General features: G+C 41.2%; 22 protein-coding genes. All 22 read right to left on the reverse strand.

The window, feature by feature from the left end:
• Positions 1 to 38 precede the first annotated feature (38 nt).
• The 22 genes from CWB99_RS04105 to CWB99_RS04210 all read right to left on the reverse strand — a co-directional run bounded on the left by CWB99_RS04105 (position 39) and on the right by CWB99_RS04210 (position 25968).
• The gene (locus CWB99_RS04105; protein ID WP_138550719.1) at positions 39 to 1292 is read right to left on the reverse strand and encodes an oligosaccharide flippase family protein; all 1254 of its coding nucleotides are present in this window, start codon (positions 1290 to 1292) and stop codon (positions 39 to 41) included.
• Positions 1293 to 1297: 5 nt separating this feature from the next.
• Positions 1298 to 2365 carry a DegT/DnrJ/EryC1/StrS family aminotransferase gene (locus tag CWB99_RS04110; RefSeq protein ID WP_138550720.1) on the reverse strand — a complete coding sequence of 356 codons (1068 nt, stop codon included), beginning with the start codon at positions 2363 to 2365 and terminating at the stop codon, positions 1298 to 1300.
• 20 nt (positions 2366 to 2385) lie between these two features.
• The gene (locus CWB99_RS04115; protein ID WP_138550721.1) at positions 2386 to 2961 is read right to left on the reverse strand and encodes an acyltransferase; all 576 of its coding nucleotides are present in this window, start codon (positions 2959 to 2961) and stop codon (positions 2386 to 2388) included.
• Positions 2962 to 2964: 3 nt separating this feature from the next.
• Positions 2965 to 3921 (reverse strand): Gfo/Idh/MocA family oxidoreductase, encoded by a 957-nt coding sequence (locus CWB99_RS04120; RefSeq protein WP_138550722.1) that lies wholly within the window; start codon positions 3919 to 3921, stop codon positions 2965 to 2967.
• Positions 3922 to 3935: 14 nt separating this feature from the next.
• Positions 3936 to 5213, reverse strand: a complete 1278-nt coding sequence (gene tviB, locus CWB99_RS04125) for a Vi polysaccharide biosynthesis UDP-N-acetylglucosamine C-6 dehydrogenase TviB (RefSeq protein WP_138550723.1) — start codon at positions 5211 to 5213, stop codon at positions 3936 to 3938.
• 23 nt (positions 5214 to 5236) lie between these two features.
• Positions 5237 to 7474, reverse strand: coding sequence for a polysaccharide biosynthesis tyrosine autokinase (locus CWB99_RS04130; RefSeq protein ID WP_138550724.1), 2238 nt, complete (start codon positions 7472 to 7474; stop codon positions 5237 to 5239).
• A 14-nt stretch (positions 7475 to 7488) separates the two neighbouring features.
• Positions 7489 to 7923: a low molecular weight protein-tyrosine-phosphatase gene (locus CWB99_RS04135; protein ID WP_138550725.1), complete on the reverse strand. Its 435-nt coding sequence runs from the start codon at positions 7921 to 7923 to the stop codon at positions 7489 to 7491.
• Positions 7924 to 7934: 11 nt separating this feature from the next.
• On the reverse strand, positions 7935 to 9056 hold the full coding sequence (locus CWB99_RS04140) for a polysaccharide export protein (protein WP_138550878.1): 1122 nt from the start codon (positions 9054 to 9056) through the stop codon (positions 7935 to 7937).
• An 840-nt stretch (positions 9057 to 9896) separates the two neighbouring features.
• Positions 9897 to 11066, reverse strand: a complete 1170-nt coding sequence (locus CWB99_RS04145; RefSeq protein ID WP_138550726.1) for a nucleotide sugar dehydrogenase — start codon at positions 11064 to 11066, stop codon at positions 9897 to 9899.
• A gap of 577 nt (positions 11067 to 11643) precedes the next feature.
• Positions 11644 to 12363 carry a WecB/TagA/CpsF family glycosyltransferase gene (locus CWB99_RS04150; protein ID WP_138550727.1) on the reverse strand — a complete coding sequence of 240 codons (720 nt, stop codon included), beginning with the start codon at positions 12361 to 12363 and terminating at the stop codon, positions 11644 to 11646.
• Positions 12353 to 13786: a hypothetical protein gene (locus tag CWB99_RS04155; RefSeq protein ID WP_138550728.1), complete on the reverse strand. Its 1434-nt coding sequence runs from the start codon at positions 13784 to 13786 to the stop codon at positions 12353 to 12355. The genes CWB99_RS04150 and CWB99_RS04155 overlap by 11 nt, the downstream gene beginning before the upstream one ends.
• Positions 13783 to 15186, reverse strand: a complete 1404-nt coding sequence (locus CWB99_RS04160) for a lipopolysaccharide biosynthesis protein (RefSeq protein ID WP_138550729.1) — start codon at positions 15184 to 15186, stop codon at positions 13783 to 13785. Before CWB99_RS04160 ends, CWB99_RS04155 begins: the two co-directional genes overlap by 4 nt.
• A 269-nt stretch (positions 15187 to 15455) precedes the next feature.
• On the reverse strand, positions 15456 to 16604 hold the full coding sequence (gene rffA, locus CWB99_RS04165) for a dTDP-4-amino-4,6-dideoxygalactose transaminase (RefSeq protein ID WP_138550730.1): 1149 nt from the start codon (positions 16602 to 16604) through the stop codon (positions 15456 to 15458).
• Positions 16605 to 16639: 35 nt separating this feature from the next.
• On the reverse strand, positions 16640 to 17311 hold the full coding sequence (locus CWB99_RS04170) for a formyltransferase family protein (RefSeq protein WP_138550731.1): 672 nt from the start codon (positions 17309 to 17311) through the stop codon (positions 16640 to 16642).
• Between the two features lie 5 nt (positions 17312 to 17316).
• Positions 17317 to 18504 carry an ATP-grasp domain-containing protein gene (locus tag CWB99_RS04175; protein WP_138550732.1) on the reverse strand — a complete coding sequence of 396 codons (1188 nt, stop codon included), beginning with the start codon at positions 18502 to 18504 and terminating at the stop codon, positions 17317 to 17319.
• Positions 18497 to 19537 carry a TDP-N-acetylfucosamine:lipid II N-acetylfucosaminyltransferase gene (locus tag CWB99_RS04180; protein WP_138550733.1) on the reverse strand — a complete coding sequence of 347 codons (1041 nt, stop codon included), beginning with the start codon at positions 19535 to 19537 and terminating at the stop codon, positions 18497 to 18499. The genes CWB99_RS04175 and CWB99_RS04180 overlap by 8 nt, the downstream gene beginning before the upstream one ends.
• Positions 19534 to 20409: a glucose-1-phosphate thymidylyltransferase RfbA gene (gene rfbA / locus CWB99_RS04185; RefSeq protein WP_138550734.1), complete on the reverse strand. Its 876-nt coding sequence runs from the start codon at positions 20407 to 20409 to the stop codon at positions 19534 to 19536. Before rfbA ends, CWB99_RS04180 begins: the two co-directional genes overlap by 4 nt.
• Positions 20406 to 21470, reverse strand: a complete 1065-nt coding sequence (gene rfbB / locus CWB99_RS04190; protein ID WP_138550735.1) for a dTDP-glucose 4,6-dehydratase — start codon at positions 21468 to 21470, stop codon at positions 20406 to 20408. The genes rfbA and rfbB overlap by 4 nt, the downstream gene beginning before the upstream one ends.
• Complete coding sequence (wecC, locus tag CWB99_RS04195; protein ID WP_138550736.1) at positions 21467 to 22735, reverse strand: UDP-N-acetyl-D-mannosamine dehydrogenase; 1269 nt, start codon at positions 22733 to 22735, stop codon at positions 21467 to 21469. The genes rfbB and wecC overlap by 4 nt, the downstream gene beginning before the upstream one ends.
• 13 nt (positions 22736 to 22748) lie before the next feature.
• The gene (wecB, locus tag CWB99_RS04200; RefSeq protein WP_171045255.1) at positions 22749 to 23882 is read right to left on the reverse strand and encodes a non-hydrolyzing UDP-N-acetylglucosamine 2-epimerase; all 1134 of its coding nucleotides are present in this window, start codon (positions 23880 to 23882) and stop codon (positions 22749 to 22751) included.
• Positions 23883 to 23912: 30 nt separating this feature from the next.
• Complete coding sequence (gene wecA, locus CWB99_RS04205) at positions 23913 to 24956, reverse strand: UDP-N-acetylglucosamine--undecaprenyl-phosphate N-acetylglucosaminephosphotransferase (RefSeq protein WP_138550738.1); 1044 nt, start codon at positions 24954 to 24956, stop codon at positions 23913 to 23915.
• Between the two features lie 70 nt (positions 24957 to 25026).
• Positions 25027 to 25968: a Wzz/FepE/Etk N-terminal domain-containing protein gene (locus CWB99_RS04210; protein WP_138550739.1), complete on the reverse strand. Its 942-nt coding sequence runs from the start codon at positions 25966 to 25968 to the stop codon at positions 25027 to 25029.
• Between the last annotated feature and the right edge of the window lie 111 nt (positions 25969 to 26079).

Raw genomic sequence — 26079 nt, forward strand, 5'->3', positions numbered from 1 at the left:
CCATAACAATTTTAATATTAATTAAACTATACAAAGTATTAGAGTGGCAGCACTTTTCCATGGCCGCTTGAGAGCCTGGCACACAGAAAGAATTCAAGGACATACTTTATAATATAAGCTGACATATATGCTTTTACTGCCACGATGGGTGTTAGTTCCGAAAGCGAAAAGTAGAAAAAGAGTAGCAGCAGAGATAATAGAAATAATTGTAGAAAAAGATCAAATTTCTGATTTTTCTCCAAGTAAATAATTGCTGATACAGGGCTAACTACAAACGAAAAAAAGAACATAGGTGCCAACACCTCAGCGATCTCTCCAGCAAATTTCCATTTTTCACCAAAAACGAGCGTATAGATTTCAACACCGTACAAGCCTAAAACCAAAGTTGGTACTATGGCCAATAAGGCCAAATACAAAGTTGTCTTGAAAAATAAACGACTGCAATTACCCGTTGTTTGCAACAGGTCGTTCGCCGACTTTTTAAACACGTCACTGACTGAAGCGCCAACTACTGACGCAGGTAGGCTAGTCACTCTATTGTGCAGATTTAGCGCGCCTAAAATTTCAGGTGAGAAAAACTTAGCGAAGAAAAACGTGTGTGTCTGGCTAGCCAGTCGATCTATAAAGCTAGAGGGCACTAAAAATAAAGGAAATCTTCTATATTTCTTGGCACTATTAATGCTGCTAACAATTCCTTGCCACGTTAATTTTACGTCGGGTTTAATTCCAAAGTGAAATTGATATAGCAAATTTACTACCGCACCAGATAGCGCACCTGTAAGTAGCCCTATAGCTCCCAAACCTAGATAAAACCCAGAGATTGAGATAGCAAAAACAGTAAAGGCAGCATAGACTCTTCCCTTAGTCATTACCGAATAATTCTGATGTCTATTATTATAGAAATATAGTACAGCATTCAGTGAGCTTACGATACTCATGACAGCAGAAAATGCTACTACTATCGTAAGTTGGTCATCAGTAAAGTGTATAAACTTTCTCAGAAAAATAAAAGTAAAAAAAGCAAATATACTTGAAAAAACACTCCAAAATAGAATAAAAAGAACTAACTTGGCAGCATCTAGATCTTGCTTTACTGCGATAATGGCATTTTCAAACTTTAGAGTAGTCAACACAGAAGCAATTGCCACTATCGATGTAAAAATCGCCAATGCAGCAAAATGCTCCGGAACATACAGTCGAGCGAGTATGGGAATAGATATAATATTAATTAGCTGGGCGGTACCAGTCCCCCCAGCTAACTTGAGTATATTTCTGACAAATATATTGTTCATAAAAGTTAGAGCAAATAGCCATGCATAGGTAGACTAAAGACAGACCGTGCCAGTCTTTCAGCTGTTGGAAAGTCTCCTTCCTGATAGCCTAATGCTTTAAATGCGGTTTGCTGATGCATACACGTACCATAGTAAACCATGGTCGGAATACCTTGTGCCTTATACTTCGCCATGTCTGCATCGCGCTCTGCTGAAGTCAACGTGTATTGTGCCCAGGAGCTGACATACCCCTCAGGAACAACCGGCGTTTTGTACGTGTCTTTTAATTCTGCCGTGTACTTCTGCGCTGCTTTGTTGCGATTAATCAACTCTTGCGGAAAGGCAGCTAGCTTTTCAAGCAAGACTGCCGCTTGAATGGTATCCAAGCGTGAGTTCATACCAATACGTACGTTATCGTACTTATCTTTCCCTTTACCGTGTACACGATACGACCTTAACAACGCAGCATATTCATCGTTATCTGTGAATAAGGCACCGCCATCACCATAGCAGCCTAAAGGCTTTGCCGGGAAGAAACTGGTAGTGGCAATATCACCAAATGAGCCTGCTCGTCTACCATTAATTTCACCACCAAAGCCTTGCGCAGCATCTTCGATAATTTTTAAATCATATTTATCTGCAATTTCTCTGAGTGCAGGATAGTTTGCAGGCAGACCAAACAGATCAACCGCAATAATTGCTTTTGGCTTTAATTTGCCTTCAGCAAGTGTCGCCTCAATACGCTTCTCTAAATCTGCAGGACAGATGTTGAAGGTGTCTTCATCCGAGTCAACAAAAACAGGGGTCGCCCCTTCGAACGCAATTGTTTCTGCCGTTGCGAAGAAAGTAAATGTTGGGCAAAAGACCGCATCACCTTCTTTTACATCTAAAACCATTAAAGCTAAGGTTAATGCGTCTGTACCATTAGCGCAGCTAACAGTGTACTTAACACCCACGTATTCAGATAACTTCTGCTCTAGCTCCTGCACTTCAGGGCCCATTATATAGTGACCATGATCTAACACAGCTTGGATGCGAGCATCGATTTTCTCTTTTAAGTGCTGATATTGCGCAGCTAAATCTATAAATTGCATTTAATAATTACTTCTACGAATTATTTAATTGAAACAAAGCCATTTTCTAAATGATAGTGCTCACCAGTATGCTCACAAGTTGCAATACCACTTCCTTCCAATGGCAAGTCTAGCTGCTCACCATATTTGCTGATCCAGCCTATTTGTTTTGCCGGTACGCCAACCATTAATGCAAACGGTTTCACATCTTTATTAATGACAGCGCCTGCACCAACAAGCGAGTATTCACCGATTGTGACACCACAAACAATGGTGCAGTTTGCGCCTAACGTCGCACCACGCTTTACTAAAGTGTCACGATACTCTGTTTTGCGCTCGATAAACGAGCGTGGATTGTAAACATTGGTGAAAACCATGCTCGGCCCGCAAAATACATCATCTTCCAGGTGCACATTGTCATATACCGAGACGTTGTTTTGTACTTTAACGTTGTTACCTATCGTGACTTTGTTTCCAACAAAAACATTTTGTCCTAAAGAACAACCTTCACCTATTTCGGCTCCCCCACATACGTGCACAAAGTGCCATACGCGAGTGTTTGCACCAATCTTAGCACCTTCATCAACGATGGCGCTTTCATGCACACTATGACTCATAAACTAAAGTACCTTTGTCAGCAATGGATGCGCTTTATCACCTGCTTCAACAATATTCTTAACTCGAATGTTCTCGACTGTTTCAATTGCTACACGGTTTTCATCAACCCCGAAACCGTTACCTGCTAAGACATTTTGATAGCTAAGAGTGTGTAGATCAGTAAAGCCCCCTGAAAACTCCAGCTCCTCGGTAGCATTACCATCATTGATCGTGATACTACGATAAGTCAGTTTTTCGCCTTTAACAGCATTTTCTGGAAGGTTGTTAGAATCGATTGACAAGAACCATTTTACCCTCGCTCTCGCATACTGAAGATAGCCACTTGCCGTTTTTTCATCACGGTAGTGCACTTCATTACTTTGTAGCTCACCAAAGATAAAATGCAGCATGTCATAGAAGTGCACGCCTATGTTAGTTGCAACTCCACCTGACTTATGATCAAAGCCTTTCCAAGACTTCATGTACCACTTGCCACGAGATGTCATATAAGTAAGGTCTACATCGAATACCTTATCTGCAGGTGCTGCAGCTACTTTCTCCTTTAGAGCAATAATCGATGGATGTAATCTCAGCTGCAAAATAGAGTTTACTTTTGCGTCATATTTACTTTCGTATTCTTTCAGCACATCCATATCTTCTGAATTCAAAACCAAAGGTTTCTCACAGATAACATCAATGCCATTTTTAAGTGCATACTTCATATGTGGCGCATGCAGATAGTTCGGGCTACAGATTGCAATATAATCCAACTTCTTACCTTGCATCTCTTGATCTTCAATAAATGCTGTGAAGTCTTCAAACTCAGTAAAAAACTCAGCTTCTGGAAAGTGACTATCCATAATACCAACTGAATCGTTAATATCCATTGCTGCTACTAGATTATTACCAGTATCTTTAATAGCTCGAAGGTGACGTGGTGCGATATAGCCCGCCGCACCAATTAATGCAAAATTTTTCATGATATTCAAGTTCCTTAAAGTCTAATGTCAGCTTCAGATGGCTTTAATACGTGCTTTACATCATATAGCACATGATTCTCTTTACCGAATGAACGGAGCTTCTTCTCACCCATATCTTTTAACTCTGAATGATCTACTGCTAATACGATACCATCGTATTTATCTTCTTTAAGCTCAGAGATTAAATCAATACCATACTCGTGCTTCACTTCGGCAGGGTCGGCCCAGTTGTCATACACATCTACAGACATATTGAAGTCTTTTAACTCATTTACAATATCGATGATTTTAGTGTTACGAACATCAGGACAGTCACCCTTAAATGTGAATCCGAGAATAAGTATTTTTGCTTCATCGATGTGAATTTTCTTGCTGGATAACTTCTTAACCAGTTGAGTGGCGACATATTCACCCATTCCATCATTAATTCGACGACCGGCTAATATAACTTCTGGGCGATAGCCTACTTCCTGCGCTTTATGTGTTAGATAGTACGGATCAACACTAATGCAGTGGCCACCTACTAGTCCCGGCTTGAACTTTAAGAAATTCCACTTTGTACCAGCTGCATTCAACACTTCTTCTGTATCAATATCTAAACGGTTGAAAATTTTTGCAAACTCATTAATTATCGCAATATTTAAATCACGCTGTGTGTTTTCAATTACTTTGGCAGCCTCGGCCACTTTTATTGAACTCGCTTTATGTGTACCTGCTTCAACGATCGCCCCATACATTGCATCGACAAAATCAGCAACTTCTGGTGTTGACCCTGAAGTAATCTTCATAATTTTAGTGAGAGTGTTAACTTTATCGCCCGGATTAATACGCTCCGGCGAGTAACCCGCAAAAAAGTCTTCATTGAACTTTAAGCCCGACACTTTTTCAATAATAGGCAAACAAACTTCTTCTGTTGCACCTGGATAGACGGTTGACTCATAAATGACAACGTCACCCTTTTTAACAAACTCGCCCAACATCTCTGAAGCTTTCTGCAATGGAGTCAGATCTGGTGCATTACTATCATCTATAGGTGTTGGAACAGTTACTATATAGACAGTGCTATCTGCAATCTCAGATTTTGCACTTGAAAAGCGTAAAGATGATGCAGCCTGAAGATCTTCATCCGATACTTCCAGTGTAGAATCATGGCCTTTACTTAGCTCATTAACTCTGGATGAGTTGATATCAAAGCCAATGACATTAAATTTCTTTGATAGCTCGACCGCTAGCGGCAATCCCACATAACCTAAGCCTATAATCGCTATCTTTGTATCTGAGTTTGGAAACATCGTTACATTCTTCCTAAATGAATTCACTTATCTGACTTGTATTCGTAGTTGTAATAACCATAGTAGCCATAGGCATTACTTGATCTTTTCACAACGCCGTTAAACACCACACCTTTCACATCTATGCCGTTTTGCTCAAAGCGATTGCGTGTAAGCTCTAGCTCTTTTACATGGTTTTGACCAAAACGTGTGACAAGAAGCGTGCTTCCCGCGTGTGCACTCACAATAGCAGGGTCGGTTACTGCTAGAATAGGTGGTGTATCTATTATGACTAAGTCGTACTTCGCACTGACCTCTTCAACAAGTTTTGAGAAGTTTTCATGCATCAACAACTCTGATGGGTTTGGAGGTATTTGACCTCGCGTCATTACATCTAAGCCTTGAACCTGACTTGTCTTGGTTGCTTGTTCTAGATTAATTCGCCCTGAAAGATAGTCACTTAAACCGTTATCCCACTGCATACCGAATTGTGTTTGCAGGTAGCCTTTACGCATATCAGCATCAATGATGAGTACCTTTTTATCACTCTGGGCTAATACGGTAGCTAGGTTTACAGAGATAAATGACTTACCGACACCAGGGCTTGGACCTGATATAGCGATTACATTATTTTTTGCTTCCATCATGGCAAAATGCAAACTGGTGCGTAAGCTTCTTAGTGCCTCAATCGATAGGTCTGCCGGGTTATCAACTGCTAGTATCGATTTGGCCTTGGCTGTTTTTCCTTTTCGGGCTTTAGCAAAACCAGTTAGTTTAACCTGGTATTCTGAATAAGGGACGCTTGCATAGACAGGCAAGCCTAATGCTTCAATTTCACTTGGGTCTTCAATGCCTTTGTGAATTGCCTTTTGAATAAGCACAATTACTACCGCTAACATACCGCCAAGCATAGTAGCCATTACTACAATTAACGCCTTCTTGGGTTTCACCGGTTTAGAGGTGTTTACTTCGGCAAGGTCAATCACTCTCACATTACCTACCGTACCAGCACGTACAATATCCAGTTCCTGGGTTTTAGCAAGTAATAAGGTGTAGATTTCGTTGTTCACTTCTACATCTCGAGTTAGACGCAACAACTCTTGTTGTGTCTCTGGTAGCACTTGAACTTCTGCAGCCAAACGTCGCTTTTGGTTTTCTACCGCTTCAATTTGTTCAACTGCTGCTTGATAGCTTGGGTGGCTTTGTTTAAATTTTCGTCCTAGCTCTAGCTTTTTCAGCTCAAGCTCTTGTAGCTGGGTCTCTAACTTCACTAACTGCTTTAGCACTCCTTCAGTCTCCAGCGAAATATCCACCGACTGCTGTTTTACCTGGTAGTCATTAAAGCGCTGCTCAGCTGCCTCTAATTGTTTCTTAACCAGCGGTAACTGATACTCCAAAAAATCTAAAGACTTTTGTGCTTCCGCACTACTGCGCTCTACATTTCTGCGAACATAGATACTGGCGACTTTGTTGAGCACTGTTTCTGCATATTCAGGGCTGGTATCTTGCAAATTTAAATTAATGATACCCGAGTCTTTACCTTTTTCACTTGCGCCAATAGTTGCCTGCAAATCCAGTATTGTATTCAAACGGTCACGCTTAACTAAGACAAATTCGGTACCAGGTCGGGCAATTAAAGCTCTAAGCGTTAGGCTAAACTTACCATTCGATACCTCCTCTCCGACTTTACCTTTAAGAATGCGCTCACCGTCCCCGTCTAGCAATTCAAACTGGCTATTTGTCAGCGTTACTAAAGTAAACCCTGAGCCAATTACATTACTCGGAACTTCGAATTTGAAGACATCAATTTTTTCGCCGCCCCAAGCATAACTTGAAGCACCAAAACTTGGCTCTGCTAAATCACCTGCTTGCATAGGTGTAAACTTACGGAATGCACGACCACCTATAATTGGGTATAACTTTGGCTCTGCGACAATGTCTAATTTAAGGCTATCAACCGCCTCACCAATTATGCTGCGTGATTTAAGTAACTCGATTTCGGTGACAGCCGCAGAGGTACTTTCGAACATCCCCCCAAGTTCATCAAACCCCGGAACTGAGCCTCCTTTTTCTTCAACCTGGATCATTGCAGTAGCTTGATACACAGGCGTACTAAAGACTGCTACCGCGACACCTATAATCATACATAATATAGTTACGCTGATTATAAATAATTTGCGGTCTAGTAAAGCACCAAGTAATGCCATTAGATCGATTTCTTGCGCTTGCTGTGTGGCCTGCTTTGATTGCACCCCACTCAATAGGTTTGATTGAGCGTTCATTGACTCTTTCATCCTTATAAATACTTCTGCCAAGCGCCACACGCGCTATCGATTAAATCGTATACATGCTCAAAAGCTTCTCGACTTTGGCGATATGGATCTGGTATTTCTCTATCTCCTAGCCATTTTCCCAGTAAGAATGTTTTTCCTCGTGCTTGCGGGTATCTGGAGCAGAGGTCTTCTAAGTGGCGCTGCTCCATCACTAATATGACACTGTTTTGAGCGACCAGCGATGTGCTAACTTGCTGCCCCTGGTGCGCAGACATGTCAATACCATTTTGCGCAGCCAGTTCCTGCGCCAGCTGATCAGCCGGCTTATCCACCAACGCAGTCAAACCAGCAGATGATACCCGAATTGCGCGTCCTTCAAGTTTACTTTTTAAAACATACTCGGCAGTGGGGCTACGGCATATATTGCCTGCACATACCATTAAAACACTATCAAACATGAACTTTCACACTATTGATTGTCTATATCTTGAAGCGCATCCACCGTAGCAAGTGAGGGCAGCAAGAGACTGATAACTTTATTCCAGCGAGCAAGAGGTGCACTTGTTACGTAAACGATGTCTTGTGGCTCCAGCTCGAACTGCTCTGCGAGTACTAATGACGTAATATTCTTTGCGTGCAATTGATATACATCTGCAATCACCCCATCTTCATGCAAGTCGCGTTTACGCAGCACAAAAACGCCATTTGCGTCCGCACTACGTTCATTTATCCCGCCCACTTCGCTGAGGGCTTCAGCAAGGCTCAGACCATATCGGTTTATATCAACCTTTCCAGCTTTAATGACATCACCCAGCACATAGACGTTTTGCTTATCATTCCGGCTAACATGAATGATATCGCCATGCCTTAACAAGCGGTTCTGAGAAATATCACCTTTGTCATAAAACTCATCTAGGCGAATACGCTCCGCTTTTTCTCCCCTGATGAAGGTCACTGTTTTCCAGTCAGCTAGTTCAGTTAAACCTCCGGCATGATTTATCGCATCGACAAGTGTAAGAGGAGTCTCGGTGATTGGCTGGACGTTGGGTCTGTTGACTTCACCAGTGATATAAACTTTCTGGCTTTTAAACCCGACAACTTTCACATCTATCTGAGGGTCTTCAATAACACGGCTTAACCGGCTGACCAGCTCTTCTCGAAGCTCAGTCACAGTTCTTCCAGCAGCTGGTATTTTTGGGGCATATGCAAAGGTGACTGTACCGTCTGCCTGAACACGGAAACCGTCAAATTCTGCAGTTCTTTGTACCGCAGCGGGGATAGTTAACTCGGGGTGGTCCCACACACCAATTGTGAGTACATCACCAACACCCAATCGATATTCGAAATCTGATACATCAACACCAACAGCTGAGCCACTTGGCCCTAGTTTCTTCTGAGGCTGATTTAACTTAGATTCCTTGATGAGTTGAGCATCAATCAAATGAATGTTGATTTTCTCAAGATCGCTCTGCAAGCTTGAAGCTTGTTCACTTGAAGTTATTCCTTCGAAATGACCGCCGGGAATGATCGAGCAGCCAGTCATTGCAAGAAATACAGTAGAAGCAATGATAGTTTTACAGCTTAGCGCCATTATTTTTTCCCAAAATATATCGTTTTTTTCTTTCAGTTTTAATGGTGTAGTATTTCGCAGCAGCAATTAAAGCACGCACTAATGTTAATCGCAAGTGACAAATCAGCCTAAACCAAAGTACCAACAAGCGGCACCTGGTGAAGGTATCCGCTTGCACCTTACCTCTTAAACGGAGCTTTGCGAACATGTCTTAGATCAGGTTAGCACTTAGGCTTCATTTGTGTGACGTCTCCCCATTTTCTTACCACAAAGACAATTTCCAACACAGCTTGTAACCTACACCCTTTGAACTCAAAATGAGTAGTCGTAAAGAGTTATTCATAGTTCAAATTTATACATTAATTAAAAAACAACAACAGTTAAATCGCTTAGTTTTATTGCTATGACACATCAGGCGAATGACTATCGCACAACCTTACCGAATGTGTACATTTTTTGTTAATGCGACAACTAGACAAATGTAGGGTTCTATGAAAGTCACACTGAACGAGTCGAAGCCTTGTCAGTTCTTTTCACAAAAAAATGCGTTAGATAGGAAGCTAGATCACACACTCTGTTTTTTTACTTCGTTAATTAAAATATAGCAGAGCAAAAGTAGCGTTCCATGCATTGACTCCTCAAGGGAGGAACCCAAAATACCTGTGCCTCATTATACCGATTTTGCAACACGAATCTAGCTTTGTATAAATCAGACAACAAGCAGTAACAGACTATCAATCTTATCGGGTCAATGTTGCTCTCCACTATCCGGGTTCTAGTGTAGATCCCCTCCTTTCCCCTAATCACTATCAAAAGTAACTACAACCGCAATATGCAATCGAATTTAGAGGCCAAATTTGTTCATTGGTCACTACCAAACAAATCTCGCGTATAAACCTTATCAACAACATCATTCAATTCTGCGACCATCCGATTCGTAACAATCACATCTGAAACGCGTTTAAACTCTGCCAAACAGCTAATCACTCCTGATTGAAAAAGCTCCCGCTCTTGTAACGCAGGTTCGTAGATGACGACTTCAACACCTTCACTTTTAATTCTCTGTATCACTCCCAGAATAGCGGAAGATCTAAAGTTGTCTGAGCCAACTTTCATAATTAGTCGATATATTCCAACAACTTTTGGGCAACGTTTAAGAATAGACTCTGAAATAAACTCTTTACGAGTATCATTAGCCTCGACTATGGCGCGAATCAAGTTATTAGGTACATCTCTATAATTGGCCAGCAACTGCTTGGTATCTTTAGGCAAACAGTAACCGCCGTAACCGAATGATGGGTTGTTATAATGCAATCCGATCCTGGGGTCTAACCCCACGCCTTCAATGATTTGTTTTGTATCTAATCGGTGCTTTTCTGCATAAGTGTCAAGTTCATTGAAATACGCAACCCGCATCGCCAGGTAGGTATTTGAAAAAAGCTTAATGGCTTCTGCCTCGGTCGAGTTAGTGAACAGAACATCAATTTGAGCTTTGTATGCTCCCTCTGATAACAACTCAGCAAATGTACGGGCACGTTCAGAGTGCTCCCCCACTATGATACGAGAAGGGTGTAAATTATCTTGCAATGCCCTTCCTTCACGCAAAAACTCCGGGGAAAATATTATGTTTTCAGTACCAAACTGCTCCTTTATCCGCTCAGTGTAACCAACAGGTACCGTAGATTTGATAACGATTGTCGCACTGTCATTGAAGGCTAAAATATCACTAACCACCAACTCAACCGACTCTGTATTAAAGTAGTTTGTTTCAGGATCATAATCGGTAGGTGTTGCAATCACGACGAAATCAGCATCTTTGTACGCCAAGCTTCTGTCTAATGTCGCTTTAAAGTTTAGGGTCTTATTTGTTAGAAAGTCTGAGATTTCAGAATCTACAATTGGAGAACACTGCTGGTTCAACAACTCAACTCGCTCTGGCGATATGTCTAGGGCAATAACGGCATGATGTTGTGCAAGCAGCATGGCGATTGATAATCCAACGTAACCAGTTCCGACTATCGTGATATTCATCTATAACTCTATCCCCCTAGATAAGTCTACTTACCAACCATGCGCAATAGTCCTATCGAATTGTTCGATGGCGATACATCCGCACCCGTTTGCCAAATCATTGCTTTTTAGTCACAGGCTATGACCGTGAGCTGTTGAAAGGATAAGTCGCTTAGAAGACTATTTTATGACTGTTTCAATACCAAAGAATGACACTGAAAACTACGCAGAGCATTGAAGGGAGAGAGTGAAGTCCGGATAGGGAGCTGATACGAGTGGCAAGCATATTGTGTGGATATTAATACGACGAGAGCAATTCAGAATAACCGACTTTAGTTTATCAAGCACACGAGCCGGGCTTCAGGTAGGCTTATTCACTTTGGTGCTTAGCTGAATCTATGAGTTTCAACAACCAGCAAATACCGTATTTCAATACTTAAAAATAAAAACAGCGTGTGATGTGGATTGGATGTCAGCATTCCTGCAAAGCAAAAACCTGGCATGAATGAAGACATCGTTTCGAAAAGCATTGTTGTCAGTGAGTTATAAGTTATTCAAACCCACATATAATTTCCTGCGGGGATAAAGAGAAATTGTTTTATTTCTGTCTAAACAGCATAGCGACAAACCTAAGCAATTTAATTTGTCTTCCAATTCTGCTTGGCTGCGCAAGTAAACGGTACAACCACTCTAAACCGAACTTACAAAAAATGCGTGGGGCTCTTTTGACATGCCCTGTAAAAACATCGTAGGTTCCGCCCACTCCCATCATAACAGCCTTAACCCCGTTGTCCTTGCATTTGAACATAAACTGCTCTTGCCTTGGTGATCCTAAGGCTACAGATACGAACTCAGCTTTGGATGCTTTTATTTGCTCAATAAGCGCATCTTCATGCTCGAAAAAACCATCCTCGTGCCCTACGATGTTCACTCCATAAAGCCGAGCAGCTTTCTCAGCAGTAGCCTGATTGACTTCTTTGGAGGCGCCCACAAAAAAAACGGGCATGCCAGTTTTACCAGCTTCCGCAACCAATGCTTCCCAAAGTTCACACCCTGGCACACGCTTAATCGATTCACCGTATTTTAACTTAACGGCTTTTACAATGCCCATTCCATCAGCGTATAGCACATCACTTTTCTTTAAAATACTGCCTATCTCTTTTGATTCTTGGCCTTTTAACACCTTTTCAGGGTTCAGAGCTGTCAGTATCACGCCTTTGTCTCTAATATCCATATCCATGATATGACTAACAGCTTTCTTGATATCTTGAAAGCAGTGGACTTGCAAGCCAAAAACTTCCAGCAACTTAATGTTCATTTGATTTAGAAACCCCAATTAAAAAGTACAGCACGAGAGCATAGCAACATATTCTAAGAACAGAGAAACTCAAGTTAAACGAGTTTTCTTGTAGAAAAGAAGCGGACAAAATTGACAAACTGGTCGCAAACAAAAAGTAACCAATTCTAGTTCTACTTAACACTGCTCTCTTTAAGATAGTGAGGCAAAACATGACAAGAAAAAACAGGCCAAGGATCCCGGTATTATACATTGCGAGCCCAACGAAGCTTTCAGCCCCCTGAGTGACCCAGCCCCCCATATTGCCACCCGTACCAAGGTCATGACCAATAAAAAAGTTTAACCAAGAGTCAAAGGATATAAACGGAAGAACCAACCCTTGAACATGAATTGCGGAGCTATCTGTCACGCCACTTTGTAATGCTCGAATAGAGATAATTATAACAGCACACCCTACGGCGAACAAAGACAACCTATATTTTGTGGTAGCTGAAACTTTTAGCCTTAAACAGATGTTGATTGCCAAAAAACATGCTAACAGAAAGAAAAATGCCTTACTTAATGTTGCTGCGGCAAGCAAGATACATATAACCAACCCAGAGAGCTTCAGAACTGGATGTGAAACAAAGTAGTAAATATACGAAAAGAACAAGAAAAACGAGTAAGCTGCTAATATAGGATCAGCAAACACACCCGGAAAGCGCAGAAAAAACATGCCAAAAAGAATCGTTCTGTTGTTCCCTTCAGCCCCTCCTCGTCCCAACGTTTTTCCAATGTCCAGAAAGACCTCGTTCAAACTAAAATCAAACGCAATCTGAAGCGACATAAAGAACAAGGAGATAAATAAGACGACAGTAATTATCAGCTTAAAAAGAGGGCTTCCTTGATACCTGACTTGAGACAGATGCTTTGCTTTGATTAAATAGCTACAACACCATGAAATCAGTAAAAATTGTAGCAACAAAGGAAAGTAGACATTAACAAAGTATGCCACTGAAACAAATGCATCCGTCTTCAGCCCTTTTATTAAGGAAGCAAGAAGAAGTATAACAAAAAAGAAAAAATACTTATAACTTGCATCTGCGCTTACCAGTTTAAAATTAGAACAAGCCAAAATAGAGATAATAATTGGAAACACCAAAGCAGCTTTAATTATTGCCCAATAGCTGCTTGACATGTAAAAGTCCAAATTCAAAACATAGCTTAAATACAACCAGTAGAAAACTGACAATAGGCTGGTAACTGTCAAAGTGAGAATAGCAGCTGCTCTGGAGTAAAAAGAAATGCCTGACATAAAGATCGCAAACGCCAACAGTGCCAGTGGCTCACTTGCAATAAGAAGTACAGAAATACACGCAATGAGTAGCATCAAAGAAGCACGTAAAACAGAGCTGTATTGACAAGGTATCCGCAATAGGTGCATTACATAAGTATCCTGATTCATTTTGGTTTTCTCAAAACAATGAGATATTGATTGGCTCTCACTCGAACACGAGACAGAGCAAAGAGCAGCAAGCAGATAGCATATAAGCCGACCCATAGTTTGGCTTTTTCTTGCAATAGGGCGTCAATTGAAGCACATATCAGCAAAGCGCTGATCACAAGGTAGTCTCTTCTTTGGTAAACCGGCTTCCAGACTTTTCTTGAAAACTCACTCCTCAGCACATAAAACACCATAAAGGCGCCCATAGTGGCAATTGCTGCGCCAGGGGCACCCAAGTGAGGTATTAAGAGCATATTCAAACCAAATGCAACAATCAGGCTTAAAATCGCTGATGCGACTGAATACTTTGTCTTCTTTGTTATTCCTATTCCAACCTTTGTACATTCTGAAAGCATGTACATCAGGGGAGCTATGATACAGCTGGCAAGCAAATATTGAACACTGATATACGAATCTGGCAAAAAGTAACTAACTAGAGGTTTGAATAACAATACCAAAGCAAAAATAACAACCACCGAATCTCTTACCAATTTTACAAACGTATTGAATACACTTGTATCTCCTCCATGTGATTTTACTTTATATACATAAGGTGTCCAAATAGTGGAAAATATTTGCTGAAATATCACTGCAACACCAGCAAGATTTACCGCCAAAGCGTAGTTTGCCAACTCCCCTAACCCCGCATACTCTTTGAGTAGTAACCTGTCAATCGAGACTACCCCCCAGTACGCCAGGCTAGAAATCACAAGTGGTGATGCGTAAGGCAGTACTTCTCCAACAAGTGCCTTATCAAAATTGCTCAAATAGACAGAAGAGATTGAAGGGACGACTTTCCATGCGACAAAGAAAAACGTAATAACATATGATACTGTAAAACCGACTAAGATATACTTAAAATTACTAAAACCGTATAAACTAGCAGCTACAATGCTCACTAAAAACAAAAACCTCGGTAAGACCTGAACAACAGAATATAACAGTGCACGCTCACCCATTCTGGATTCAATTTGCAAAAATCGTATTAGGTAATTAGTGACTAATACAATACAAACAAGCGTATAAGCCAAACCCCACTCGAAGTTAAACCACAACTCAATAAATTCGCTGGAATAAAATCCAAAGAATCCACTCGTAATCAGTAGTAGAATCAGTCCAGGGAGAGCAAATGACACTAAAAATGCAGACCTATCTTTAGCATCATGGTATTCACGAACATAGGCCTGATCCAGGCCAAGTGTAAAAAACAGCAGAGTAAAGGAAACTAACACTTGTATAAGTGCGTATCTACCGATATCTTCACTAGAGAACAGCCAAGACATAACAGGTAAGGTAATTAACCCCACTAAAGCAGTGAAGACTGGTCCAAGTGAGAAATGTAAGATTTTCTTAAAGCTCATTATAACTCAAGTTAACATATCAATATTAAGGCCCGGTAAATAAAAGCTGTTATAGGTGCTTTTAACTATCTATAAGTCTTTCCTGTGGAGCAACTTGCAAAAAGGCTTATTGAACATGAACATCTGCTGTGCCCACGTATAAGCTTGGATGCTCCTACAAATGTCCGCGATACTCTACGCCAAAGAAAATATACTTCCATTAATAAGCTTCATAGAACAAATAAACCAGCATGAAGCTTATCGAACGATTTTAAGCAAAAGACTTTCTATTAAGAGCCCTGAAAAAATCGCTTTATTTCATTGCATACTTGCTCGATGTCTTGCTCGTTCAAACCGTACCAAAGAGGTAACCTAAGCAGCCTGTTGCTCTCTAAAGTTGTAAATTCGTCCTGCCCGCTAAACCTTGAAAACACTTTACCAGCAGCCGAAGAGTGAAGTGGCACATAGTGAAAAGCAGTTTGGATATTAGACTGGCGTAAAAACTGAATTAGCTGCGTCCGCGTTTCAAGAGAATCCAGCTTTACGTAAAACATATGTGCATTGTGCTCACATCCTTCAGGGATTGATGGCAACTCCACATGTCCTTGACTTGCAATCTCGACCAGACCGTCATAATACTGTTTCCAACTATTCAAACGGTCCCGGTTGATTAACTGAGCATTGCCGCCTTCCATTTGCGCCAAAAGGTAAGCAGCGCTAATGTCATTCATCAGTAAACTGCTGCCTATGTCAACCCAAGAGTACTTATCGACCTGGCCTCTTAAAAATTGGCTTCGATCTGTGCCTTTTTCACGAATGATTTCTGCTCGCTCAATCAAAGTTTCATCGTTGATCAATAATAAACCACCTTCTCCTGCACTCGTATAATTCTTCGTTTCATGAAACGAGAATGCACCTAAATGGCCAACGGTTCCTAGTGGCTTCCCTTTATAAGTACTCATCACCCCTTGTGCGGCATCTTCAACCACGAATAGCTTATACTTGTGTGCGATACTCATAATGGTATCCATTTCACACGCTACGCCAGCATAGTGAACAGGAACTATTACTTTGGTCTTTTCTGTAATTGCAGCTTCAATCTTAGTTTCATCAATGTTCATTGTGTCTTTTCGAACATCAACAAACACTATTTTGGCTCCCCGTAGTACAAACGCATTTGCTGTTGACACGAAAGTGTAGCTGGGCATGATAACTTCATCGCCCTCTTTTATATCAAGCAGTATTGCACTCAGCTCCAACGCATGTGTACAGGAAGGTGTAAGCAGTGTTTTCTTTACAGAAAATTCATTTTCAAACCATTGTTGACACTTTTTCGTGTATGGGCCATCACCACATAACTTATTATTTTTTAAAGCTTGTTTTATATAGTCAATTTCATTGCCAACAACAGGCGGGTTATTAAATGGAATATTATTCATGATTAGACCTTTACTTATTGAGGCGATACTGAACTCTATTTATATGGCGTAAGAACTTTATCAGAAGGGTTCTTTTCGTTGTGCTCGCGTATACTATGAAAAAACTCTCGATCTTGTTTTAAGAAGTATCGCCCGGAGCCAGTTTGCGGTTTGCCCTTATCTCCGAGAAATACCATTTTCAGCGATTTCGGCAGCTCATGTGCTATTAACTCACACATTCTGTAGTGTAAAATCTTTGGTGTTTCTTCAGGGAAGAGCTTGAGTTTACTTTGTGCCAAGATATTGCCGGCATCCACTTGTTCACTGACATAATGAATCGTAATGCCATAATACTCTTCAATATTAGCCCAGTAATGCATATAAGCCCTTGACCCCTTGTAATCTGGCAAGTAAGAACCATGACAATTGATTAACTTTCCATCTAGTGCATTTATTTCTCTTGCTTTTATTATGTAGGGCCATCCTAGCAGTACCAGGATATAATCATCACAGTCAGCAGTGAAAGATTTAACTTGCGTTGAGCAAATTGCTTTTCCAGTAACATGGTGCTCGATATCCAGGCGCTTTGCAGCGGTGACGGCGCAACCCTCAGAGCACGAGGAGAAGAACATCAGTTGGTAATGACTATTCAAGCTTTGATGGGCTAGCTCCATAATATACTGAGCTTTGAGGGAGTTACCTTCACCGACAAATATAACCTTGTTCATATACACTAGCCCCGAATGACAATATTGATATCAGAAAGTAAGCGATCGAGTTCTGAGCCTGCTTCGGCAACAGAAGAACCACTTACAACAATATGACCTATTCGATCGGGACCGACTGCGAACTTGCGTACATTTTCAGAAACACCATAGTCCAGTTGAAATGCTTCCACGTTTTCCATTGAACTAACATCAGGCATCTCTATACCTTTAATAACGCCAGCCTTATCACTAATTAATAGTCTAGATACATTGGCTTTTCCCGAACCTGAAAAGCTCATGTCTATATTTCTACCTAAGCATAAGTCAATGATCAGCTCGTACATATCCACATTGTAAAAGGAGGCTATATTCTCTGGTATACACGTCGCCCCCATTCTTCCACCAATTTCAATGATAAAAGCCTGCTCACCAACGACCATAATATCAGAGTTAGAAACCGTGCATGTGATATTCAAAGCTTCAACGGCCTTCAAGAGCTCAGTTTCGATGTTCTTTTTCACAATATCACTGCATTGTGATGGAATGGCATGACCGATTGGCACGTCGGTTTTCCCACTGAAATTTATTCTATCGTGAATGATGACTTTCGCATTGCCGTTGCGGTCGATGATGACTTCTGCCCCCAACTCTTCGCCTTCGAGGAACTCTTCAACAATAATTTCATTGCTTTTGCTGATCTCTGTGGCAAGTTCAAAGGCATTCAACGCCTCGTCAAGGTTGTATACTTTGGTGATACCGCGACTGCCAGACAGATTAGGCGCTTTGATCATAACAGGGTATGTAAAAGACTCTAAGGCTTGTTGCATCTCGGCTTTTGATTGTATGACAGCAAACTTAGCAGTGTTGACGTTCGCATCCAGTAGCTTTCGTTTCATACGTACTTTGTTCGTACAGGCCTTGGCATTTTCATAGCCTATACCACTTAGACCCAAGTGCTCGGTAACGTAGCCAATGGTAGGCACGCCCACATCGCTACCCGTCGTAACGATACCGGATATATCATGTTTCTTTGCGTGCTTTAATACCTCTACCTCATCCTTAATATCACAAAAAACACACTCGTCTGCGATCAGCAACCCTGGATAATTACCATTAGGGGACACAACGATGGTAGTAAAGTTTAACTCTTTAGCCTTTTTGATAAGAGGAACTTGATAAACACCAGCTCCTAAGATCATTATTTTTTCACTCATCAGAAAATAAACCGTTCAAATTTTTAAGTAGCTGTGCTTGACTATATTCAGTTCTAACAATAGCGACATTTTCTTCAACATCTGGCAGTAATGGACTGCTAAAAATGTGCTCTTTAGAATATATTTTAATACCAAGCTGAGTTAAGTGATTGTAGCTTGAAGTGCCTTCGCGCATGCATACGACCTTACCCATGGCAAGTAACTGTATGATATTGCCCATAGCTTGCTGTCTGTTCATATCAAATATGGCTACATCTATCGAAGCTAGCAGTCCATTGTATTCGTCCAGAGGCAGCATTTTTCTTAATGCGGTAAACCTGTCACCAAACAACGTCAAACCCAAAGATTCAACCTCATCTCCATACGCGGAATCTCCGTAATTGAGAGGGCAGACAACTTCAAAGTCAAACTGTACTTGCTCTTTGATGCGCAGCAACACCTCAGCATGGTTATTCACGGCAGTAGCTGAGTTTCCAACTAAAATCCTAACTCTCGCATTATTTGGCGAAGGATTTGTTGTCACAGCAATTGAATCAGGCTTAACAGTAACACTTGGATAGGTAAACCCTTTATAATGCCTGGCTTGAGTTTGATACCACTGTCTTGCTAGCGCAAACTCCCCGTCCATAGAAGTGGCTATGGTTGAAATGTTTTTAATTAGCCTTCTGCGAAAATACTCATAACACCTTTTTGCAATGGAGCGCTTTCTCTCGTTATAAGCATAAAGGTCGTTTCCCCAAAGGATCCAGACAGACTTACTAAGCACGCCTGTCATGAATGAAAACAGTACAACCAGAATATGGACAAATAGACCATGAAAATAAACCCTGTCGGCCTTCTTAGCATGTTTTACTGTTGCGATGAGTTGTTTGAGGTTTTTTGAGCTGAGTTGAGTCACATTTGCTGGGTAGGTTTTATCCGCCCCCCCCTCAAAAACCAAGAAATGATGCTCTCCTTCCGGAAAAGCATCATTAATCGTTTCAATCACTGCTGGTACAAACTTTTCGCACTTCATTAGATGAAGGTGTTTCATTTATTTGATATTTCCTTCAAATAATCTCCATAAGAGTTCTTACCGTACTTTTCTGCGATGCTTTGTATCTGTTCCTTACTCAGCCACTTGTTGTAAAACGCAATCTCTTCGAGGCAGGCAATCTTAAACCCCTGACGCTTTTCGATTGTTTCAACAAACTGAGCCGCCTCTAGCAAGCTGTCATGCGTACCGGTATCAAGCCAAGCAAACCCTCGCCCTAACAGCTCAACATTGAGTTCACCTTTCTCCAGATACATTTGGTTGAGCGTCGTAATCTCCAGCTCACCTCGGGCAGAAGGCTTAACTTTTTTAGCCATTTCTACAACATTTGAGTCATAGAAATACAATCCAGTGACCGCAAAGTTTGACTTCGCTACACTTGGTTTCTCTTCGATTGAAATCACATTTCGATCTTTATCAAACTCAACAACCCCAAAACGGTTTGGATCCTTAACTTGATACCCAAATACTGTAGCGCCAGTCTTCTGCGACATCGCGGCACTCAACTTTGGCGTAAAGCCCTGACCATAAAAAATATTGTCACCAAGTACCAGACATACGGGGTCATCCCCAATAAACTCTTCTCCGATGATAAAAGCTTGTGCAAGTCCTTCAGGCTTAGGTTGAACTGCATAACTCAGCGCGATACCGAAACAACTGCCGTCACCTAAAAGACGCTTAAAGCTATCCAGATCTTCTGGTGTTGTAATGATCAATACTTCTTTTATTCCTGCAAGCATTAGTACCGACAGTGGATAATAGATCATTGGCTTGTCATACACAGGCAACAACTGCTTTGATATACCATGAGTGATCGGAAAAAGACGAGAACCCGTTCCGCCAGCCAATATTATACCTTTACGCTTAATCATTTATCTTCAACACCTTTACTTTGTTGATAACTGCCATCAAGCACATGCTGCCACCAGAGTGTGTTGTTTAGATACCACTCTACTGTTTTACGAATGCCAGATTCGAATGTCTCCCTGGGGGTCCATCCCAGTTCTCTCTCAATCTTGCTCGCATCTATTGCATAGCGAACATCGTGACCGGGGCGATCCTTTACAAACGTGATAAGATCTTCGTACCTTGCCACATTTTCCGGCTTTTCAGGGGCTAACTCCTCGAGCAGCTGACAGATCACTTTAACAACATCTATGTTCTGTCTTTCGTTGTGGCCACCAATATTGTATGTTTCACCGTCTACGCCATTGAGTAAAACCGTATACAATGCTCTGGCATGATCTTCAACATAGAGCCAATCACGCACTTGAGTACCATCGCCATAGACAGGCAGTGCCTTGCCATGCAGTGCATTTAAAATAACATGTGGGATCAATTTTTCCGGGAAGTGATATGGTCCATAATTGTTACTACAATTAGTCAGTAGAATAGGTAAACCATAAGTCCTTCCCCAAGCTCTGACTAAGTGGTCTGAGCCAGCTTTACTCGCAGAATATGGGCTACTAGGTGCATAAGGGGTCGACTCGGTAAACAAGTCTTCTGTGCCTTCTAAATCACCGTAAACCTCATCGGTAGAAACATGATGAAATTTAAACCTTGATTTCTCTTCTACTGGCAGCTTATTCCAGTATTGCCTGGCAACTTCCAATAAAGTAAAAGTACCAACCAGATTGGTCTGTATAAACTCAGCTGAGTCATCGATTGAACGGTCTACATGGGACTCAGCAGCCAGGTGCATGATGGCATCTGGTTTAGTCGTCTCAATGACGCGAGTAAGTGCCTGCCTGTCGCAAATATCAACTCGCTCAAACTGATAACGTTCATTTTTATCGACCGAGCTCAATGACTCAAGGTTCCCAGCGTAGGTCAACTTGTCAACATTAACAACGGAGTCATTTGTATTTTCGATGATGTGTCTAATCACCGCAGAACCGATGAATCCGGCTCCGCCTGTCACAATAATCTTCACAGCCAAATTCCTTTTGTATCGATTACAAGCTTACTCTTGTCTATTTCAGTAGACTTAAACTCTTTGTGATCAACTAACAACAAGTGAATGTCGCATGTAGATAAAGCATCCTCCAGATCGACCAGCTCTACCTCTCCTAGCTGCGTCGGCACAGACTCAATATTAGGTTCAACGACAAGAATTTTTCCTGCGTGGACGTCTCTGACCTCTTGTACAATCTGCATTGCCGGACTTTCTCTCAAGTCATCAATGTCTGGTTTGAATGCCAATCCGTAACATCCTATTGTCACTGATTTAGCAGTGCGTTCGGGATGCGATTGTAGAAATTCACCGACAGCTTGGTTTACTTTGTCGACTACCCACAATGGCTTTGAATCATTCACCTTCCTGGCCGTGTGTATTAGTTTCGCAGAGTCCGGTGATTTCGAAATAATAAACCAGGGATCAACGGCAATACAGTGTCCACCTACACCTGGACCTGGCTGTAAAATGTTTACGCGTGGATGACGGTTGGCAAGCTTGATAAGCTCCCAAACATCGACATTTATCTCATCACAAATTAAAGACAGTTCATTTGCAAAAGCAATTTGCACATCCCGGCTACTATTTTCTGTCAATTTGGCCATCTCTGCAGTGCGACTATCAGTAATGATGCATTCACCCTCAACAAACGTTTTGTATAGTTTGATGGCCGCAGCTGAGCACTCTGGAGACATACCACCAATTACTCTGTCGTTTTCTACGAGTTCGCGTACAACATGTCCCGGCAAAACACGCTCTGGGCAATATGCGATTTTAATATCTGCTTCACTCCCCACGCTCTGCGGGAAAGTAAGCTCAGGCCTCATCTGGGCTAGCCAAGCAGCCAATTGCTCTGTTGCGCCAACTGGAGAAGTTGACTCTAAAACCACAAGATTGCCTTTTTCAAGCACCGGAGCGATAGACTTGGCTGCCGCTTCAATATATCCAAGATCAGGTTCAGGTATAACTGAGCTACCTGCTTTGAAAGGAGTTGGCACAGCTATCAAGAAAGCGTCTGCAGGCTCAGCTGTGGTTGATGCACGGAAATACCCTTCTGTCACCGATGCATGAACCAAGATATCTAGCTCAGGTTCAACAATGTGGATCTCACCGCGATTAATAATATCTACTGCCTTCTTATTGACATCCACACCGATTACTTTTTTTCTTTTTGATGCGAACATTGCGGCTGTGGGCAAACCAATATAGCCCAACCCGATGACAGAAACAGTTTCAAACGACATACTGACTCCTAACTTAGATTTTCTTTAAAGTTGCTAATACATCACAAATTTGCTTACTAGCTGTACCATCACCATAGGGGTTATGCGCTAAGCTCATTTCTTTGTATGCATCAGAATCATTGAGTAACCTGGAAACTGCGTCGGTAATTCTATTAAAGTCGGTACCTACCAGCTCAACAGTGCCTGCTTCAACAGCTTCAGGTCTCTCAGTCGTATCCCTCATAACTAACACGGGTTTGCCCAGGCTTGGCGCTTCTTCTTGAATTCCTCCTGAATCCGTTAGTATCAAATACGCTTCATTCATTAGGTAAACAAAAGGTAAGTATTCCTGAGGTTCAATCAAGTGAACATTGTCCAGACCATTTAGAGTTCTATTGACTGGTTCCTGAACACTTGGGTTCAAATGCACCGGATAGACGATTTGAACATCTGGATACTCAGTCGCAATAGCCGCTAAAGCTCTGCAAATACTTTCAAAGCCCAAACCAAAATTCTCGCGCCTATGTCCTGTGACAAGAATCAACTTTTTGGTTTTATCTAAAAATGGGAACTTACCGCCAAGCTCTTCTTGAAGTGAAAGATCTGTATCGATTTTTTGCTTCACATCTAATAAGGTATCGATAACTGTGTTGCCCGTTACATAAACACTATCTGCAGGATAGCTTTCATCTAAAAGATTCTTTTTCGCTTTGCTCGTCGGCGCAAAATGCAAATGAGTAAGGCAGCCAGTAAGACGACGGTTCGCTTCTTCAGGCCATGGCGAATAGATATCACCAGTCCGTAAACCAGCCTCAACATGCGCGACCGGGATTTGTTCATAATAGGCAGCTAAGCTAGCCGAAAAAGTAGTTGCGGTATCACCGTGTACAGCAACAATATCGGGACGAAACTCTTTTAAAACGGGTGTAAGCTCAAGAAGAATTCTGGATGTCAGTTCTGGCAAGGTTTGTCCTGCCTGCATCAAGTCTAAGTCAAAGTCGGGGGTAATTTGGAATAACCCCAATACTTGATCGAGCATTTCTCTGTGCTGTGCAGTGACACATACTTTGGACTCAAACCGAGGATCCTGCTCCAAAGCACTTACAAGAGGAGCCATTTTTATTGCTTCGGGCCGAGTGCCAAATATAGTTAAAATCTTAATTGCCATAATACCTTGCTAAAAAAATCGGTGAGAAGATCACTTGCGTCTCAGCCAGCTCAATATACGCCACACGTGCGCTAAAGCATAATTGTAGACTAAAAACATACCTATGAAAATCGAAAACATTAACCACTCAGGTGTGTTTCTAAGCTCTAAAAAACCACCTAGAAATGCAATAAATGCTGCCGCTAGAGAGATTATAATTAATGCTCTACGACGACTATATCCAGCTCTTTCAAAGATATGATGCAAGTGATCCCTATCTGCTTTAAAAGGCGAAGTTCCTTTCTTAATTCTCCGATACATTATCGCTACCATATCCATTAACGGAATAGCGATAATATAAAGAGCCGTGACTGGTCTGAAAGATTTAGATTCTTGTTCGATACCAATAACCAGTAACCAAATTATTGTAAATCCAATCAACATACTACCAGCGTCGCCCATAAAAACTTTATTCATTGATTTGCTGGGCCAGCGAAGGTTGAACATTAAGAACGCAGCTATTGAAGCGACAAAAAGAATAGCTAATAAAAACCATTCACTCCCGGAAATCCAAAGCAATGTACCCAGCGCGAGAAAAGACACAAGGCTCAACGCGCCTGCCAATCCATCAATACCATCTACCATATTAAACGCATTAATCGTACCAATGACACCCAACACAGTAATTACAACACCAAAGTAGCCAAGCTTAAATTCGAAAAAACCTAATATAGAACCAAATGAACTTAAATGATTACCGGTTCCAAAAATCATAAAAATAGCAATCGCTAGCTGGACTATAATTCTAACCCTTACAGAAAGGTCATATTTATCATCTAATACCCCTAGCAAAAGGATAAATGATGCTGAAATAATATATACACTAAAATAGACGTTATATTCTAAAAACAGCATCGATGACATTAAAACACCAAAGTATATTGCAACACCGCCTATCAGCGGGATATGACCGTCATGATGTTTTCTTGAGTTGGGGACGTCAACAAGCCCAGTTCTAATGGCAAATGGCTTAGTAATATAAATCGCCATGACGCAAAATATAAATGACGATATTAAAGGAGCCAGATAAAACATTTAACCTCCATAGCTGACAGCACAATTGACACAGCTTACTAACCAGATTTCATTAACCCGAAACTGGTCACTAGGCAAACTCACTTCTTCCTTTAAAAGCAGAAACAGATACAACCGTAAACATCCCTAACAATAATCCGATAAAGGCTCCCAAAATGCATAGCATTGCTCTTTTAGGACCTTCTTTTCTCTCTGGCATTATCGCAGGATCGATCGTGGTAAAAACATACTCATCTCGCACTTCGGCAAGCATGATTGTTTTAGTTTCATCTTCCATTAATTTATATAGGATAGCTCTGAGACTAGTAATATCATCTGTCTTTAGTTGCTTATTGAGAAAATGTAAGCTTCTCTTAGCTTCAGTTACATCTCGCTCTTTCATTGTCATGTTTATTTCAGAAATGATTAAATTGACCCAGTCCCTTGCTAAGACAGGCGAGTTATGCTCGATAGCAATACTAACCAAACCAGTTTTCTTTATAAGTTGAACATCGAGCATCTCGAGAAATGCTTCAAATGCTTCTTGCTGTGAAGGTTTAGGAGTACGTGGTAAGTCCACCTCTCTGACCCACAATTTCTTTTCTACATCATAAATATCGGGATCATAAGAAAGCTTTTTTTGAACGGGATCCCATGATTTCGCAGCCATAATATCGACTAATAAATCATGCTTTTCGATAAACTCACTAATAAATTTGCGAGACTGTAAAATCTCAATCGCAAGGCTAGTCTTGTCTATACCACCACCAGTGTTCAGCTCAATCCCAGCGACAGAAGCTAACCCTCCTAATTGAGAGGCTAGTCCACTGTCATCCTGAGAGCTAACAGGAGCAAGCAAAGCTTCTGACTTATATACGTCATGCATTTTAAAAGCTATCACAGCAAATATGCACAAAAACACAAATGAAAACAGCAGGACGACTATCTTGCCTTTCCATATTGAGATACATATTTCTCTTAAGTCTAGCTCTCCAGGCAAATCAGATATTTCAAAGGCTCTTTTACTGGACACTGTTCGTTCTCACTTTAAATACCAATAGTTGTTACCAACCAGATTCTAATTACTCGCACTTTTTACAATTTAAAATTACAAAAATGTTATCTACAAATAGACTTAAAAAGT

It is taken from the genome of Pseudoalteromonas rubra (assembly GCF_005887095.1).
In the GTDB taxonomy this organism is placed as follows: Bacteria; Pseudomonadota; Gammaproteobacteria; order Enterobacterales; family Alteromonadaceae; genus Pseudoalteromonas; species Pseudoalteromonas rubra_E.

Bases quoted from the DNA above. Each gene is read 5' to 3' on its own strand.
- CWB99_RS04105 (WP_138550719.1), bottom strand. From the start codon at position 1,292: ATGAACAATATATTTGTCAGAAATATACTCAAGTTAGCTGGGGGGACT.
- CWB99_RS04110 (WP_138550720.1), bottom strand. From the start codon at position 2,365: ATGCAATTTATAGATTTAGCTGCGCAATATCAGCACTTAAAAGAGAAA.
- CWB99_RS04115 (WP_138550721.1), bottom strand. From the start codon at position 2,961: ATGAGTCATAGTGTGCATGAAAGCGCCATCGTTGATGAAGGTGCTAAG.
- CWB99_RS04120 (WP_138550722.1), bottom strand. From the start codon at position 3,921: ATGAAAAATTTTGCATTAATTGGTGCGGCGGGCTATATCGCACCACGT.
- tviB (WP_138550723.1), bottom strand. From the start codon at position 5,213: ATGTTTCCAAACTCAGATACAAAGATAGCGATTATAGGCTTAGGTTAT.
- CWB99_RS04130 (WP_138550724.1), bottom strand. From the start codon at position 7,474: ATGAACGCTCAATCAAACCTATTGAGTGGGGTGCAATCAAAGCAGGCC.
- CWB99_RS04135 (WP_138550725.1), bottom strand. From the start codon at position 7,923: ATGTTTGATAGTGTTTTAATGGTATGTGCAGGCAATATATGCCGTAGC.
- CWB99_RS04140 (WP_138550878.1), bottom strand. From the start codon at position 9,056: ATGGCGCTAAGCTGTAAAACTATCATTGCTTCTACTGTATTTCTTGCA.
- CWB99_RS04145 (WP_138550726.1), bottom strand. From the start codon at position 11,066: ATGAATATCACGATAGTCGGAACTGGTTACGTTGGATTATCAATCGCC.
- CWB99_RS04150 (WP_138550727.1), bottom strand. From the start codon at position 12,363: ATGAACATTAAGTTGCTGGAAGTTTTTGGCTTGCAAGTCCACTGCTTT.
- CWB99_RS04155 (WP_138550728.1), bottom strand. From the start codon at position 13,786: ATGAATCAGGATACTTATGTAATGCACCTATTGCGGATACCTTGTCAA.
- CWB99_RS04160 (WP_138550729.1), bottom strand. From the start codon at position 15,186: ATGAGCTTTAAGAAAATCTTACATTTCTCACTTGGACCAGTCTTCACT.
- rffA (WP_138550730.1), bottom strand. From the start codon at position 16,604: ATGAATAATATTCCATTTAATAACCCGCCTGTTGTTGGCAATGAAATT.
- CWB99_RS04170 (WP_138550731.1), bottom strand. From the start codon at position 17,311: ATGAACAAGGTTATATTTGTCGGTGAAGGTAACTCCCTCAAAGCTCAG.
- CWB99_RS04175 (WP_138550732.1), bottom strand. From the start codon at position 18,504: ATGAGTGAAAAAATAATGATCTTAGGAGCTGGTGTTTATCAAGTTCCT.
- CWB99_RS04180 (WP_138550733.1), bottom strand. From the start codon at position 19,537: ATGAAACACCTTCATCTAATGAAGTGCGAAAAGTTTGTACCAGCAGTG.
- rfbA (WP_138550734.1), bottom strand. From the start codon at position 20,409: ATGATTAAGCGTAAAGGTATAATATTGGCTGGCGGAACGGGTTCTCGT.
- wecC (WP_138550736.1), bottom strand. From the start codon at position 22,735: ATGTCGTTTGAAACTGTTTCTGTCATCGGGTTGGGCTATATTGGTTTG.
- wecB (WP_171045255.1), bottom strand. From the start codon at position 23,882: ATGGCAATTAAGATTTTAACTATATTTGGCACTCGGCCCGAAGCAATA.
- wecA (WP_138550738.1), bottom strand. From the start codon at position 24,956: ATGTTTTATCTGGCTCCTTTAATATCGTCATTTATATTTTGCGTCATG.